This is a genomic window from Serratia sp. SM04, from assembly GCF_040280225.1.
GTDB lineage: Bacteria > Pseudomonadota > Gammaproteobacteria > Enterobacterales > Enterobacteriaceae > Serratia > Serratia sarumanii.
Map to the genome: position 1 here is coordinate 747,768 of NZ_JBEOQT010000022.1, position 13,697 is coordinate 761,464.

Consider the following 13,697-nt stretch of genomic DNA (forward strand, 5'->3'; position numbering starts at 1 on the left):
CGCCCGGTCTCCTCAACGGCAAATTTTGTCGCGACGCGGCTTTTTCGGCGCCAGCAGATAATCCACTACGCTTTCGTCAACGCAGCTGTCGATGCCGTTCAGCGCCAGCGTATGCCCGTCGCGTTCGCGGGTGATCAGCGGGCTTTTAAAGGCGGCGGCCATCACCTGCGCATTGCGGTACGGCGTGGTCGGATCGTAGCGCTGGGCGACGAACAGCAGCGGCGGCAGCGCGGCGGACGCCACCGGCGTGTGCGGCCGATCTTTGCCGCGATACGGCCACAGATCGCACATCTCCAGCGGGTATTCGTGCAGCGGCAGATAGTGGGCATACAAAGCGGCGGTATTGATCTCCTGTCGCTGCCGGCGCAACTGCTGCGGATCGGCCGTCGGGTTGGCGACGTCGGCGCAGGTGATGACGTTCAGGGCGTCATCGGCATCCGGCGAATAGCTTTCGTCGATCAGATCGGAAACCTGCTGCCCGGCGATGCCGGCATCGAGCTGGCGCAGCACGGTCGCCAGCTCGTGCCAGCGCTCCGGCCACAGCAGCAGCGAACGCGTGACCGTCAGCACGTCGTCGGCGGAGATTTCATACCCCGCCGCGGTGACGAACGGCTGCTCATGCAGCTTGCGCAGCAAGGCGTGATAGCGCTGCAGCGCCTGATTGGCGCCGCCACCCAGCTGGCAGCTGTCGGTTTTTCCACAGTAGGCGGCGAAGCGCAGGAAGCTTTGCTGGAAGCCCCGCTCCTGATTCATGCGCTGGGTGAAATCGTCTTCCGCCAGATCCACCACCCCATCGAGCACCAGCGCGCGCGTTTTCTTCGGAAAACGCTCGGCATACAGCGCCGCCACCTTGGTGCCGTAAGAGTACGCCACCGCCGTCAGCCCCGGTTCGCCCAGCGCGTGGCGGATCGCATTCAGATCGTTGACCGCTTCGTCGGTGCCGATATGTTGCAGCACGTCCGCGCCGGTCTGTTTGATACAGGCGGCAATCAGGGTGCGCGTCTGGCTTTCCGCACCGGCCACGTCGTTGTCGTCCGGTGACGGGGTTTCGTCGCCTTCGGCCAGCTGGCAGGAGATTTTCGGCGTCGATTGGCCGACGCCGCGCGGATCGTAACCGATGATGTCGTAGGATTTTCGCAGTCTGGCGACGTGGGCGTCGTTGCCCAAATAAGGGTTAATGCCCGGCAGACCCGGCCCGCCGCTGATCATCACCACGCTGCCCTTTTTCGGCCCGGTAGCGGGCAGCAGGGTCAGCGCCAGCCGCACGGTCTGTTCGCCCGCCCGCGCCGCATGAGCAGGAGGCGTAGCGTACGCCAGCGGCGCTTCAAGGTAGCCGCAGCGCAGCCCCGGCGGCGGCGGCTCATCGAACCAGCGTTGAAAGCCGCTGTTGAGACAAGATTGCCAACGAATGCCGTTCTCGGCCGCCGCGCCGTGAGCCGCAGGCCTGGCCTGGGCGGGCAATGCGGCGGCGGTCGCGGCGAGCAGCGCCAGAATACGCAGTACTGACATGGGGAGTCCTTTCAACGCAACGAATCGGTCAAAGGTTAACGGTACTCGGTTAAACCGCTAGCCAATAGAACACAAAAAACCGCGCGGGTGAAGCCGTCACCGCGCGCCCGGCAAGACTTTTCTTTGCTCAGATTGCTCTTATAACGCACAGAATGCTGCAAAAAGTGCCGTTCACCTGCTAGGCTTAAGGTTCGTTAACCCACAAGGAACAGGAGAGCAGCATGTTTGGAAAAGCGGAAGACAAAGCCAATGAAGCCGCAGGCGCGGTAGAAGAAGCGTTCGGCAAAGCCGTCGATTCGCCGGAGCATCAGGTGCGCGGCGCGGCGCGCAAATACGCCTCCCAGGCCAGCTATGCCGCCCGAGACGCAGCGGACAGCGTAAGAACCCAGGTGGAAGCCAACCCGCTGGCCGGCGTGGCCGTTGCGGCGGCGGTCGGCATCGTTTTCGGCTTCTTGCTGGGACGCAAATAACGGCGAATTCGCCGCTCGACAACAGGCCCGTTACGGGCCTTTTTTTCGCCCTCTCCTCCACCTGCTTGCTAACTTTCATCTATCACAGCCATCGCTTAAAAAAACCAACGCCTTCAACTACGATTAGTTTGTGACCAGAGCGAGGCTCTGCGATCCGGCAGATAACCCTATGAGGATTATCACCATTATCCATGCTGTTTAAGCCGCTCTCCTTCACGCGGCTAAGAAAGGTTGATTATGGCTCGCACCACCCCTATCGAACGTTACCGCAATATCGGCATCTCCGCGCATATCGATGCCGGCAAGACCACCACCACCGAGCGGATTCTGTTTTACACCGGGGTCAGCCACAAGCTGGGTGAAGTGCATGACGGCGCGGCGACCATGGACTGGATGGCGCAGGAACAGGAACGCGGCATCACCATCACTTCGGCGGCCACCACCTGCTTCTGGAACGGCATGCAGCATAATTATCCGCAGCACCGCATCAATATCATCGACACCCCCGGCCACGTCGATTTCACCATTGAAGTGGAGCGTTCGATGCGCGTGCTGGACGGCGCCGTGATGGTCTATGACTCGGTGGGCGGCGTGCAGCCGCAGTCGGAAACCGTCTGGCGCCAGGCCAATAAATACAAGGTGCCGCGGCTGGCATTCGTCAACAAGATGGACCGCATCGGCGCGGACTTTTTCCGCGTGCGCAAAATGATGATCGAACGCCTGAAGGCCAACCCGGTGCCGATCGTTATTCCGATCGGCGCCGAAGACCACTTCAGCGGCGTGGTGGATCTGGTGCGGATGAAGGCCATTCTGTGGGACGAAGCCTCGCAGGGCATGAACTTCAGCTTCGAAGAGATCCCGGCCGAGCTGCGCGATTCGGCGCAGGAGTGGCGCGAAAACATGATTGAGGCCGCCGCCGAAGCCTCGGAAGAGCTGATGGAAAAATACCTCAACCAGGTGCCACTGAGCGAAGAGGAGATCGTCCACGGGCTGCGGGTGCGCACCGTCGCCGGCGAAATCCAGCCGATGCTGTGCGGCTCGGCGTTCCGCAACAAAGGGGTGCAGCGCATGCTGGATGCGGTGATCGAGCTGATGCCCTCGCCGCTCGACGTGCCGCCGATGGAAGGCCACGGCGAACATGATGAAATCATCACCCGCAAAGCCGACGATAATGAAAAATTCTCGGCGCTGGCGTTCAAGCTGATGACCGACCCGTTCGTCGGCCAGCTGACCTTCGTGCGCGTCTACTCCGGGGTGCTGGCCAAAGGCAGCAGCGTTTACAACCCGATCAAGGGCAAAAAGGAGCGCATCGGCCGCATCGTGCAGATGCACGCCAACGATCGTAAGGACATCGACGAGCTGCACGCCGGCGACATCGCCGCCTGCGTCGGCCTGAAGGACGTCACCACCGGCGATACGCTGTGCGACCCCGGCGCCATCATCACGCTGGAACGCATGACCTTCCCCGAGCCGGTGATCGCCCAGGCGATCGAGCCGAAGACCAAGGGCGACCAGGAGAAAATGGGCATCGCGCTGCAGCGCCTCTCTTCGGAAGATCCGTCGTTCCGCGTGCGCACCGATGAAGAATCCGGCCAGACCCTTATCTACGGCATGGGCGAGCTGCACCTGGAGATTATCGTCGATCGCATGCGCCGCGAATTCGGGGTGGAGACCACCACCGGCAAGCCGCAGGTGTCGTACCGCGAAACCATCCGCAAACGGGTGGCCGACGTGGAAGGCAAGTTTGTGCGCCAGTCCGGCGGTAAAGGGCAATACGGCCACGTGGTGCTGACCGTCGAACCGAACGAACCCGGCAAAGGCTTCGAGTTCTTCGATGAGATCAAGGGCGGCGTCATTCCGGGCGAGTTTATCCCGGCGGTGAAAAAAGGCGTGCTTGAGGCGCTGAACAACGGCGTGCTGGCCGGTTATCAGGTGGTAGACGTCAAGGTGCACCTGACCTTCGGTTCTTACCATGACGTCGACTCGTCGGAACAGGCGTTCCGCATGGCGGCGATCTTCGGCTTCAAAGACGCCTGCCGCCTGGCGGATCCGGTGATCCTTGAGCCGATCATGTCGGTGGAGGTGGAAACGCCGGAAGATTACGCCGGCAACGTGATGGGCGACCTCTCCTCACGCCGCGGTCTGGTGCAGGGCATGGAAGAGATCCCGGGCGGCGGCGGCAAGGAAATCCGCGCCAAGGTGCCGCTGTCCGAGATGTTCGGTTACTCGACCACCCTGCGTTCGATGTCGCAGGGCCGCGCCACCTACACCATGGAATTCAGCCACTACGCCGAAGCGCCGCGCAACGTGGCCGAAGAGATCATTCACCACAGCAAGCGTTAACCCTCGCGCCCGCCTTCGCGGCGGGCGTCACCCCTGCTTGTCTTCCAGCGCCACCACCACCGGCTGCGGCTTGATGCGCATGGCGTACACCACGCCGGCGATCAGGCAGACGATGCCGGCCAGCGTCAGCAGCGGCGGCCAGGCCTGGCGCAGCAGAAAGGTATAGGCCAACCCCGCCAGAATTTCGAACACGATGAGCGGCCCCACCAACACCGTCGGCAGCCGCTGGCTGGCTTCGTTCCAGCACAGCGCCCCCAGCCAGGAGCAGAACACGCCGATGACCAGCATCAGCGGGATAAACACCTCGGGGCGCGGGCCGAACGGCAAGGCGAACGCCGGTTCGCTCAGCGCCAATTGGCCGCAGACCGCCAGATAGCCCAGCAGCGCCAGCGGCAGCGTCACCAGCCCTTGCGCCGTGGCCCAGGTGGCCGGCCGCTGCGTCGGGTTTTCCCGCAGCCAGCGCGAGTTGCGCAGCGGGAACCAGGTCCAGCACGCCACCGCCAACACGGCCAGCCCCAGGCCGCTGAGATAGCGCCAGCCGTCGACCGGCAGCGCATTGCCGCGCAGCTCGGCGACGTTCACGCACGCCAACCCGCAGACGATCAGCAGCAGCGCCGGCGCCAGCTTGCCCCAGGCCAGTCGCCCGTCGTGCCGGCCGTAAAACAGATTGGCGCAGAGGGCGATCACCACCGGCAGGGTGCCGATGATCATGGTCGACACCGGTGCGCCGGTACGCTGAATGGCGCTGGCCAGGCACAGGTAGTACAGCAGGTTGCCGATGGCCGTCAGCTTGAGCGCCTCCAGCCAATCCTGGCGCCGCAGCTTGCGCAGGCGGCGACGATCGAGCCAGGCCAGCGGCAAGGTGATCAGCCCGAAGGCCAGATAGCGCCCGGTGGACTGCAGCGCGGCGGGATAATCCGGCACCAGCAGCGGGCCGACGAAGATCAATCCCCACATCAGCCCGGCGGCCAGGGCAAACACAACGCCAATGAACATAACGACTCCGACAAACGGCCGGCGCGGCCAACCCGCCCGACAAGACAGCGGCAGAGTAGCGAAAACGCGGGGAGGAATTATTGTAGCAGGTTGCTGTTTTAACCCAATTTCACCTGTTTCTGGAAACGCACCGGCGTGACGCCGTAACGATTGGCGAAGGCGCGCGTCAGGTGCGCCTGATCGGTCAGCCCCGCCGCCGCCGCCACCTGTGCGGCGGGCATGCCACGCTCCAGCATGCGTTTGGCCTGCGACAGCCGGATCGCCATCAGCATTTGCTGTGGCGAAACGTGGTATTCGCCCTTGAACTTGCGCAGAAAATGGTACGGGCTGAGCGACACCAGCTCGGCCAGCTGATTGAGGGTCACCGCCTCGGCGAAGTTATCGTGCAGGTAGCTTTTCACCACCTCGAAACGGTGCGCCGCCTCGGCTTTTTCCCGCTGCCCGGTGCGGATATGCGGGTGCAACAGCTCGACAGCCTCCAACAGCAGGCCGTCCAGCGTAAGCGGATCGTCGGTTTGCCACAGCGTGGCGAGAATGGCGGACAGGCGCTGCGCCGCCCGCGGATCGTGGCGCACCGCATCGGTGAACCACTGGCTCCGATCGCCGGACAGCTGCTCCAGCGCCTCGGGCGCCAGATAGAGCATGCGGTAACACCAGCCGCCCGGCGTTTCGGCTTCGCCGGTATGCAGCTCGTCGGGGTTCATCAGTACCAGCGCGCCCGGCGCCGCCAGATGCTGCGCGCCGCGATAGCGGAAACGCTCCGCCCCGGCGTCTACGGTGCCGATAGCGAAGGCGTCGTGGGTATGCGGCTCGAAGGCATAGCGCTCAATGTGCGCCTGATAGAGTTCGACGCCCGGCAGATGCGACAAATGGCGGAACTGCGCGCAATCCTTCTCGAACGGAAACTGTTGCGGTACCCCTTGCACTCGACCTCCTCGTCCGTGCTGACAATCTGCTCAGCATAGCCAAAACATCGCCGGTTGAGTAGCCGCCCTGGCGCTTTCGTGCCCCTCGCCTGGACGATCGCCGCCATTCGGCGTAGGGTTAAGGTCCCTGTCCCTTTCAGGCGCGCCGCATCGCGAAGCTCATCGGCCCCTGACACTCCGCAAACAAGAGGCAACAATGTATCCGGATACTCAACTGTATATCGATGGACAATGGCGCAACGCGCTGGCCGGGAAAACTCTGCCGGTCACCAACCCCGCCACCGACGAAGTAATCGGTCAGGTGGCGCACGCCGCCACAGAGGATCTCGATCTGGCGCTGGCCGCCACCGAGCGCGGATTTAACGTCTGGCGCGACACCGCTGCGCACCAGCGCGCCAACCTGATGCGCAAAGCGGCGGCGCTGCTGCGCGAACGCGCCAATGCCATCGCCGCCGTCATGACGCAGGAACAGGGCAAACCGGTGGCGCAGGCCAAAGTCGAAATTCTCAACGCCGCCGACGTTATCGACTGGTTCGCCGGCGAAGCCACCCGCACCTACGGGCAGATCATTCCGTCCCGCGCCCGCGACGTGCAGCAGCAAACCCTCAAGCTGCCGGTCGGCCCGGTGGCCGCCTTCACGCCGTGGAACTTCCCGATCAACCAGATCGTGCGCAAGCTGTCCGCCGCGCTGGCCGCGGGCTGCTCCATCATCGTCAAAGGCCCGGAAGAAACGCCGGCCTCGCCGGCTGAGCTGATCAAAGCCTTCGCCGACGCCGGCATCCCGGCCGGGGTGATCGCGCTGGTGTACGGCACCCCGGCGGAAATCTCGGAATACCTGATCCCGCATCCGACCATTCGCAAGATCTCCTTCACCGGCTCCACCCGCGTGGGCAAGCATCTGGCGGCGCTGGCCGGCCAGCATATGAAAAAGGCCACCATGGAGTTGGGCGGCCATGCGCCGGTGCTGATCTTCGACGACGCCGATCTCGACGCGGCGGCCAAAGAGCTGGCGCAGTCCAAGTTCCGCAACGCCGGCCAGGTCTGTATCGCCCCGACCCGCTTCCTGATTCAGCAAGGCGTTTATGAAGCCTTCGTGGAGAGATTCACCGCCGCCGTGCGTGAACTCAAGCTCGGCAACGGGCTGGAAGACGGCGTCACCATGGGGCCGATGGTGCTGGGCCGCAGCGTCGACAATATCGAGGCGCTGGTGCAGGATGCCGTCGCCCACGGGGCAAAAGCCTGCACCGGCGGCAAGCGCGTGGCGGGCAAAGGCAACTTCTTCGAGCCGACGGTACTGCGCGACGTGCCGCTGAGCGCGCGCGCCATGTCGGAAGAGCCGTTTGGCCCGGTTGCCCTGCTGCGCCCGTTCGCCACCTATGACGAGGCGATCGCCGAAGCCAACCGCCTGCCGTACGGCCTGGCCGCCTACGCTTACAGCCGCAACATCGCCACCGTCAATGCGCTGGGGCGAGACGTGGAGAGCGGCATGCTGAGCATCAACCACATCGGTTTCGGCCTGCCGGAAACGCCGTTTGGCGGCGTGAAGGACTCCGGTCACGGCACCGAAGGCGGCAGCGAAGCGATCGAATCCTACCTGGAAACCCGCTTCGTCACCGTCGCCGGCCGTTAATCGAACGCCGAATAAATAGCCAAAAGCCCCGCAGTGCGGGGTTTTTTTTACTCGCGAGCCAGCTCGAACAGCCGCCGCGCCGCCGGAGTCAGCCCCAGCATGTGAATACAGGCATGCACCATGCCCGGCAACCGTTCGCAGCGTACCGGCACGCCCGCCTCGCGCAGCCGTTGCGCATACTGCTCGGCCTCATCGCGCAGCGGATCATATTCGCAGCTCAGGATGGTGGCCGGCGGTAACCCGCGCAACGTGGCGGCGTGCAGCGGTTCGGCGCCGGGATCGCGCCGCTGGGCCAGATACTGCTGCCAACAAAATACCATCGCGTCGCGCGTCAGAAAGTGCCCCTCGGCAAACTCGCGATAACTGGTCGTCGCCATCTCGCGGCTGAGCGCCGGGTACAGTAGCAGCTGGCGCTCGATGTGCGGGCCGCCGCGATCCCGCGCCAGCAGCGCGACCGCCGCCGCCAGATTGCCCCCGGCGCTGTCGCCGCCCACCGCCAGGCGCTGCGCGTCGATCCCCAACTGCGGCGCCTGTTGCGCCACCCAGCAGAGCGCCTGATAGACATCTTCCAGCGGCTGCGGAAACGGGTATTCCGGCGCCAGACGGTAGTCGACCGACAGGATCACACGGCCGGTGGCGTTGGCCAGCGCCTGACAGGGCCGATCGTACAGCGCCAGCGAACCGAGGCACCAACCGCCGCCGTGGGCGAACAGCATCGCCGGCTGCGCGGCGGCGCGGTTTTCCCCCGCTGGGAGATAGGCGCGCAGCGCGTTCCGATACCCATCGGCGGCGACCACCGTAACGTCTCTGACGCCGCCGCTCGGTTCCGCCTCGCCCTGCAGCTGGCGTAAACCGGTTTCCGTGGCCGCGCGCATTTCCGCCAGCGACGCGGGAGGCGGCGCATCGGCCGATGCCGTCAAAAAAGCGGCAATGCGTTCATCGAGCGGCATGCGGCTCTCCTGCCAGGAACGGCGTAATCAGTGTGATAAACGCCTCGTGACACTCCTCGGTAATGAAATGCCCGCAGCCGGCGACCGTTTCGCCCCGCAGATCGTGCGCATTGCCCCGCAGCGTCGTCAGCGGCGCGTCGCCGGTGGCGTGCTCGGCCCCCACCGTCAACACCGGCATCGTCAGGGGCGTGGCGGCGCGCAGGCGGTTCTGCCGCACGGTCTCCGGGATCGCCCGGTAATAGTCGAACCCGGCGCGCAGGCCGCCAGGCGCTGAGTAAGCCGCGATATACACCTCCGCCGCCACCCGATCGCGCCGATAGGACCAGCGGTTGAAGATATAGCCAAGATACTCCCGCTCACGCCCCTGGGTCAGGGTCTCCGGCAAATCCGCCAGCTGATTGAACATGAAATGCCACAGGAAAATGTTCTCCTCCGGCGCGACGAAAATCGGCGGCGGCGGCGCCAGACCGGGGATCACCGCCTCCGTCAGCACCAGACGCTCCACCGCCTGCGGGAAATCGCTCGCCATGGCGTATCCGATCCACATGCCGATGTCGTGGCCAACCAGTTGGTAACGTTCATGGCCCAATTGCGCCATCATCGCGTGCAATGTCGCACCGATGCTGCCGGTGTCATAGCCACCAGCGGGCTTGTCAGAATCGCCGATGCCCGGCGGATCGACGGCGATCGCCTGAAAACCGGCCGCCGCCAGCGCTTGCATCACATGGCGCCAGGTGTACCAGGTTTGCGGCCAGCCGGGGATCAGCAGCACCGGCCGCCCTTCACCGGCCATCACGCAGTGAAGGCGCCGGCCGTTGACCTGGAGATAGACATGTTCCGCCGCGAGATCCGCCAACGGGATCTCGTTCTGTAGGTATTGCATGGGGTGACTCCCTGAAGGATTAGGCTCAGCGAATGCCGAGCAAGGCATTGATCTGCTGTGGGTTGACCGGCGCGCCGGCGAAGTCGTCGAACACTTTATCGGTGACGCGGATAATGCGATCGCGAATGAAAGCTGCGCCTTCGCGTGCGCCATCCTGCGGATTTTTCAGGCAACATTCCCACTCCAGCGCCGCCCAGCCCGAATAACCGTACTGCGTCAGGCGCGAAAAGATGCCGTTGAAATCGACCTGGCCGTCGCCCAACGAGCGGAAGCGGCCGGCGCGATCGATCCAGGATTGATAGCCGCCGTAAATACCCTGGCGACCGGTCGGATTGAACTCGGCATCCTTGACGTGGAACATGCCGATAACCTCTTTATAGATATCGATAAACTCCAGATAGTTGAGCTGCTGCAGCACCATATGGCTCGGATCGAACAGCACCCGGCAGCGCGGATGATGGCCGACGCGCTCAAGAAACCTCTCGAACGTCACGCCGTCGTGCAGATCCTCGCTCGGATGAATTTCGTAACACAGGTTGATCCCCTGCTCGTCGCAGGCGTTAAGCACCGGCAGCCAGCGCCTGGCGAGCTCGTCGAACGCGGTGTCGATCAGCCCTTCCGGGCGCTGTGGGAACGGGAACAGATAGGGCCAGGCCAGCGAACCGGAAAAGGTGCCCAGCTCGCTGAGCCCGAGCCGCGCCGACGCCTTTACTGCCAACAGCATTTGCTGCCGCGCCCACTCGCCGCGCGCCTGCGGATTGCCCTGCAGCGCCGGCGGCGCGAAGCTGTCAAACAGCGCATCGTAAGCCGGGTGTACCGCCATCAGCTGGCCGAAGATATGGCTGGTCAATTCGCTGACCACCAACCCCTGTTCCGCCAACATGCCGGTCAAATCATCGCAGTAGGTTTGGCTTTCCGCAGCGGTGGCCACGTCGAATAAACGCCGATCCCAGGCCGGGATCTGCAGCGCGCTAAAGCCGGTCTGCGCCGCCCACTCGGCAATGGCGGGCAAGCTGTTGAACGGCGCTGTCTCATCGCTGAACTGCGCGAGATGCAGGCTTGGACCTTTGAGGGTTTTCATCGTAAACTCCTATTTGTTGTCGATTGACAAACAATAGGAGCAAAGCGCGATGACCGCAAGTGAAATTTATAAAGACATTGGTATTCCCGACGATTTAAGCGATCCTATGTCGCTGAATGGCAGGTAAATTGGAGCAGCAAATGGCAGGCAGACCGCGCGAGTTCGACCGCGAACAGGCGCTTTTGAAGGCGCGAAACTTATTCTGGCGACAGGGTTACGAAGGCACTTCGATGTCGGATCTGGTGGCGGAATTGGGCATTGCTTCCGCGCGCATCTACAAGGCGTTCGGCTCCAAAGAGCAGCTGTTCCGCGAGGCGATCGCCAGTTATGAAACCGAGGAAGGCGGCTTCGCCGATCGCGCCTTCGCGCAGGAAAGCGGCATTCGCCCGGCGATCAAACACCTGCTGGAAGACGCCGTGCGGCTCTACAGCCGGCCGGATCTGCCGCAGGGCTGCATGGTGGTCTCCTCCGCCGCCAGCGTCAGTGCGGAAAACGACGGGCTCAAAGTCTGGCTGGCTGAGCATCGGTTGCAGCGCACCCAGCAGATCGTCGAACGGCTGCGGCAGGCGGTGCAAGCCGGCGAACTGCCGGCCGGCACCGACGCCGACAGCCTGGGGGACTTTTTCGCGGTCTTCCTGCACGGCCTGTCGATTCAGGCGCGTGACGGCGTCACTGAAACACGACTGTTGGCGGCGGTAAAGGTGGCGCTGACGGCCCTGGGCAACGCTTAATCTCCCGGCCGATCGGCAATCGCCAGCGCGCCTTCGCCGTAATCATGCTCTTCATCCTCAATGCGGCGCGCGTCCATGCGCAGCGCTTTGATGTTGGCCGCATCGACGGGTTGCAGATTATGCCCCGGCGTTCTGAGCCGCCGCCTCACGGCGCAGCCACTGCCGCAGATTTTCGCCCTCCTGCGACAGTTCGCTATCCAGGCGAGCGCACAGGTAATAATCGCGGCCGTCGTCGATAGGCAGATCGAACATTTTGATTAACTCACCGCTCTCAAGGTAGTGGGCGATTAACGGCTCACGCATCAGCGCGCATCCCAATCCCGCCTGCACCGCCGCCAGCGTCAACAATCCGTCTTCGAACATCGGGCCGATACTGCGCAGCGGGCGTTTAACACCGGCCTGCTGAAACCATTGCATCCAGGTATTGCGCTCCTCGTCGTGCAGCAGCGGCAGCGTCGCCAGCTGATCCGGCGTATCGAGCAAACCATGCAGTTTACTGAACGCCCGGCTGCACACCGGCACCATTTGGCCGGACATCAGCTTTTCGCTGCGATAGCCGGTCCACTGCCCAACGCCGAAGCGGATCGACAGATCGGCGGCGTCGCTCAGGTAATTGCGGTGGTTGGCGTAAACCACATTGATGTCGATATCCGGATTTTCGCGCAGAAAGCCGCGCAGCCGCGGAATGAACCATCCCATGCCGAACAGCGGGATCAGGCTGATGGTGACCTGCCGCGATGCGGACTGCTCGCGCACGTGTTCGGTCGCCTGGCGCAGCACGTTAAACGCCGAGCGGATCGAACGGTAATACTCCCGCCCCTCGCTGCGCAGCACCAGATGACGCCCCTGCCGTTCTGTCAGCGGCATCTGCAAAAACGCCTCCAGCGTTTTCAGCTGATGGCTGACCGCCGAAGGCGAAATCATCAGCTCCTTCGCCGCCGCGCTGATGCTGCCCAGGCGCGCGATGGCTTCGAACGCCCGCACGGCGCGCAGCGGCGGATCGTTCGGCAGCATCGGCAACGGCTCATCATACTGTTCTGTTTTTTTCATATATCTATTGTTTTATGGAAGTCACGGAGAGAGGATTTATTTAATATACATAAAAATCAACAAATTAAAATCACTCGTTTTTTGTATAAGAAAGTATTTTTCCGTATTTTACAATTTTTTTAAATTCTCTACTGTGAGCCTCCTGACTCATTATCTCCGGACTCTCCTTATGGATACGCTGGTACAGCAGACCGTCAACGGTTTGATGCTCGGCAGCATCTATGCGCTGATCGCGCTCGGCTACACCATGGTGTACGGCATCCTGCGCATCATCAACTTCGCGCACGGCGACGTGCTGATGGTCGGGGCGCTCAGCGCGCTGTCGGCGATCGGCGTGTTGCAGCATCATTTTCCCGCGCTTTCGCCCTACGCCACGCTGCTGCTGGCGGCCCTGTTCGCCATGGCCGTCTGCGCCATCACCTCGATGGCGATCGAACGTCTGGCCTATCGCCGGTTGCGCAATGCGCCGCGCCTGGCCCCGCTGATCAGCGGCATCGGCGTCTCGCTGCTGCTGCAAACCCTGGCGATGCTGATCTGGTCACGCAATCCCCTGATGTTTCCGCAGCTGTTGCCGATGGCGCCCATCGCCCTGACCGCAGGCAGCGCCGAACATGCGCCGGCGGTAATCACCGGCACCGCGATCGTCACGCTGGCGGTGGCCGTGGCGGTCATGGCCGGCCTCTGGCTGCTGGTCGAACACAGCCGTTTCGGCCGCGCCATGCGCGCCACGGCGGAAAACCCGCAGGTCGCCGGCCTGATGGGCATCAGTCCTGACCGCATCATCGTTCTGACCTTTGCGCTCGGCGGCGCGCTGGCGGCGGTAGCCGGCATCATGATGGCCAGCAACTACGGCAACGCCGGTTTCTCGATGGGCTTTCTGCCCGGCATCAAAGCCTTTACCGCCGCCGTGCTCGGCGGCATCGGCAACCTGCGCGGCGCGATGCTCGGCGGTTTGCTGCTGGGGCTGTTCGAATCGCTGGGCACCGGCTATCTCGGCGAGCTGACCGGCGGCGTATTCGGCAGCAACTACCAGGACGTATTCGCGTTTCTGGTGCTGATCGCCGTACTGGTCTTCCGCCCCTCCGGGCTGTTGGGCGAACGCATCGCCACGCGCGCATAAGGACATCA

Annotated in this window: 13 protein-coding genes; 5 read left to right on the plus strand and 8 right to left on the minus strand. The window is 63.4% G+C overall.

What is annotated here, in order from left to right; all coding sequences use genetic code 11:
- Window positions 1-12: 12 nt before the first annotated feature.
- Entirely contained in the window at window positions 13-1,509 is a 1,497-nt protein-coding gene (locus ABTW55_RS24165; protein ID WP_060421185.1) for an alpha/beta hydrolase, read from the minus strand.
- Between the two features lie 221 nt (window positions 1,510-1,730).
- Between ABTW55_RS24165 and ABTW55_RS24170 the strand changes: the two genes are divergently transcribed.
- Entirely contained in the window at window positions 1,731-1,979 is a 249-nt protein-coding gene (locus ABTW55_RS24170; protein WP_004938127.1) for a DUF883 family protein, read from the plus strand.
- A 237-nt stretch (window positions 1,980-2,216) separates the two neighbouring features.
- Window positions 2,217-4,322 carry an elongation factor G gene (gene fusA / locus ABTW55_RS24175; RefSeq protein ID WP_033648394.1) on the plus strand — a complete coding sequence of 702 codons (2,106 nt, stop codon included), beginning with the start codon at window positions 2,217-2,219 and terminating at the stop codon, window positions 4,320-4,322.
- 27 nt (window positions 4,323-4,349) lie between these two features.
- Here the strand turns inward: fusA and ABTW55_RS24180 are convergent, their stop codons facing one another.
- Complete coding sequence (locus ABTW55_RS24180; RefSeq protein WP_039566009.1) at window positions 4,350-5,318, minus strand: DMT family transporter; 969 nt, start codon at window positions 5,316-5,318, stop codon at window positions 4,350-4,352.
- Window positions 5,319-5,416: 98 nt separating this feature from the next.
- Window positions 5,417-6,244, minus strand: coding sequence for an AraC family transcriptional regulator (locus ABTW55_RS24185; protein ID WP_043147510.1), 828 nt, complete (start codon window positions 6,242-6,244; stop codon window positions 5,417-5,419).
- Window positions 6,245-6,440: 196 nt separating this feature from the next.
- Between ABTW55_RS24185 and ABTW55_RS24190 the strand changes: the two genes are divergently transcribed.
- Entirely contained in the window at window positions 6,441-7,874 is a 1,434-nt protein-coding gene (locus ABTW55_RS24190; protein WP_033653099.1) for an NAD-dependent succinate-semialdehyde dehydrogenase, read from the plus strand.
- A gap of 47 nt (window positions 7,875-7,921) precedes the next feature.
- On the opposite strand, the gene ABTW55_RS24195 is transcribed toward ABTW55_RS24190, so the two are convergent.
- The 3 genes from ABTW55_RS24195 to ABTW55_RS24205 are packed head-to-tail and all read right to left on the minus strand — an operon-like array spanning window position 7,922 to window position 10,788.
- A complete protein-coding gene (locus ABTW55_RS24195) occupies window positions 7,922-8,824 on the minus strand; it encodes an alpha/beta hydrolase (RefSeq protein WP_060421188.1) in 903 nt (300 codons plus the stop codon).
- Window positions 8,811-9,707 (minus strand): alpha/beta fold hydrolase, encoded by an 897-nt coding sequence (locus ABTW55_RS24200; RefSeq protein WP_060421191.1) that lies wholly within the window; start codon window positions 9,705-9,707, stop codon window positions 8,811-8,813. The genes ABTW55_RS24195 and ABTW55_RS24200 overlap by 14 nt, the downstream gene beginning before the upstream one ends.
- 25 nt (window positions 9,708-9,732) lie before the next feature.
- Window positions 9,733-10,788: a sugar phosphate isomerase/epimerase gene (locus ABTW55_RS24205; RefSeq protein ID WP_033648399.1), complete on the minus strand. Its 1,056-nt coding sequence runs from the start codon at window positions 10,786-10,788 to the stop codon at window positions 9,733-9,735.
- A gap of 140 nt (window positions 10,789-10,928) precedes the next feature.
- On the opposite strand from ABTW55_RS24205, the gene ABTW55_RS24210 reads away from it, so the two are divergent.
- Window positions 10,929-11,519, plus strand: coding sequence for a TetR/AcrR family transcriptional regulator (locus ABTW55_RS24210; RefSeq protein ID WP_060421194.1), 591 nt, complete (start codon window positions 10,929-10,931; stop codon window positions 11,517-11,519).
- Here the strand turns inward: ABTW55_RS24210 and ABTW55_RS24215 are convergent.
- Together ABTW55_RS24215 and ABTW55_RS24220 are read right to left on the minus strand one after the other, a co-directional pair.
- Window positions 11,516-11,668, minus strand: coding sequence for a hypothetical protein (locus ABTW55_RS24215; protein ID WP_226873095.1), 153 nt, complete (start codon window positions 11,666-11,668; stop codon window positions 11,516-11,518). The genes ABTW55_RS24210 and ABTW55_RS24215 overlap by 4 nt on opposite strands.
- Window positions 11,637-12,569, minus strand: coding sequence for a LysR substrate-binding domain-containing protein (locus ABTW55_RS24220; protein ID WP_039565997.1), 933 nt, complete (start codon window positions 12,567-12,569; stop codon window positions 11,637-11,639). The genes ABTW55_RS24215 and ABTW55_RS24220 overlap by 32 nt, the downstream gene beginning before the upstream one ends.
- A gap of 169 nt (window positions 12,570-12,738) precedes the next feature.
- On the opposite strand from ABTW55_RS24220, the gene ABTW55_RS24225 reads away from it, so the two are divergent.
- A complete protein-coding gene (locus tag ABTW55_RS24225; RefSeq protein ID WP_033634620.1) occupies window positions 12,739-13,689 on the plus strand; it encodes a branched-chain amino acid ABC transporter permease in 951 nt (316 codons plus the stop codon).
- Window positions 13,690-13,697 lie beyond the last annotated feature (8 nt).

Bases quoted from the DNA above. Each gene is read 5' to 3' on its own strand.
- ABTW55_RS24165 (WP_060421185.1), bottom strand. From the start codon at position 1,509: ATGTCAGTACTGCGTATTCTGGCGCTGCTCGCCGCGACCGCCGCCGCA.
- ABTW55_RS24170 (WP_004938127.1), top strand. From the start codon at position 1,731: ATGTTTGGAAAAGCGGAAGACAAAGCCAATGAAGCCGCAGGCGCGGTA.
- fusA (WP_033648394.1), top strand. From the start codon at position 2,217: ATGGCTCGCACCACCCCTATCGAACGTTACCGCAATATCGGCATCTCC.
- ABTW55_RS24180 (WP_039566009.1), bottom strand. From the start codon at position 5,318: ATGTTCATTGGCGTTGTGTTTGCCCTGGCCGCCGGGCTGATGTGGGGA.
- ABTW55_RS24190 (WP_033653099.1), top strand. From the start codon at position 6,441: ATGTATCCGGATACTCAACTGTATATCGATGGACAATGGCGCAACGCG.
- ABTW55_RS24195 (WP_060421188.1), bottom strand. From the start codon at position 8,824: ATGCCGCTCGATGAACGCATTGCCGCTTTTTTGACGGCATCGGCCGAT.
- ABTW55_RS24200 (WP_060421191.1), bottom strand. From the start codon at position 9,707: ATGCAATACCTACAGAACGAGATCCCGTTGGCGGATCTCGCGGCGGAA.
- ABTW55_RS24205 (WP_033648399.1), bottom strand. From the start codon at position 10,788: ATGAAAACCCTCAAAGGTCCAAGCCTGCATCTCGCGCAGTTCAGCGAT.
- ABTW55_RS24210 (WP_060421194.1), top strand. From the start codon at position 10,929: ATGGCAGGCAGACCGCGCGAGTTCGACCGCGAACAGGCGCTTTTGAAG.
- ABTW55_RS24220 (WP_039565997.1), bottom strand. From the start codon at position 12,569: ATGAAAAAAACAGAACAGTATGATGAGCCGTTGCCGATGCTGCCGAAC.
- ABTW55_RS24225 (WP_033634620.1), top strand. From the start codon at position 12,739: ATGGATACGCTGGTACAGCAGACCGTCAACGGTTTGATGCTCGGCAGC.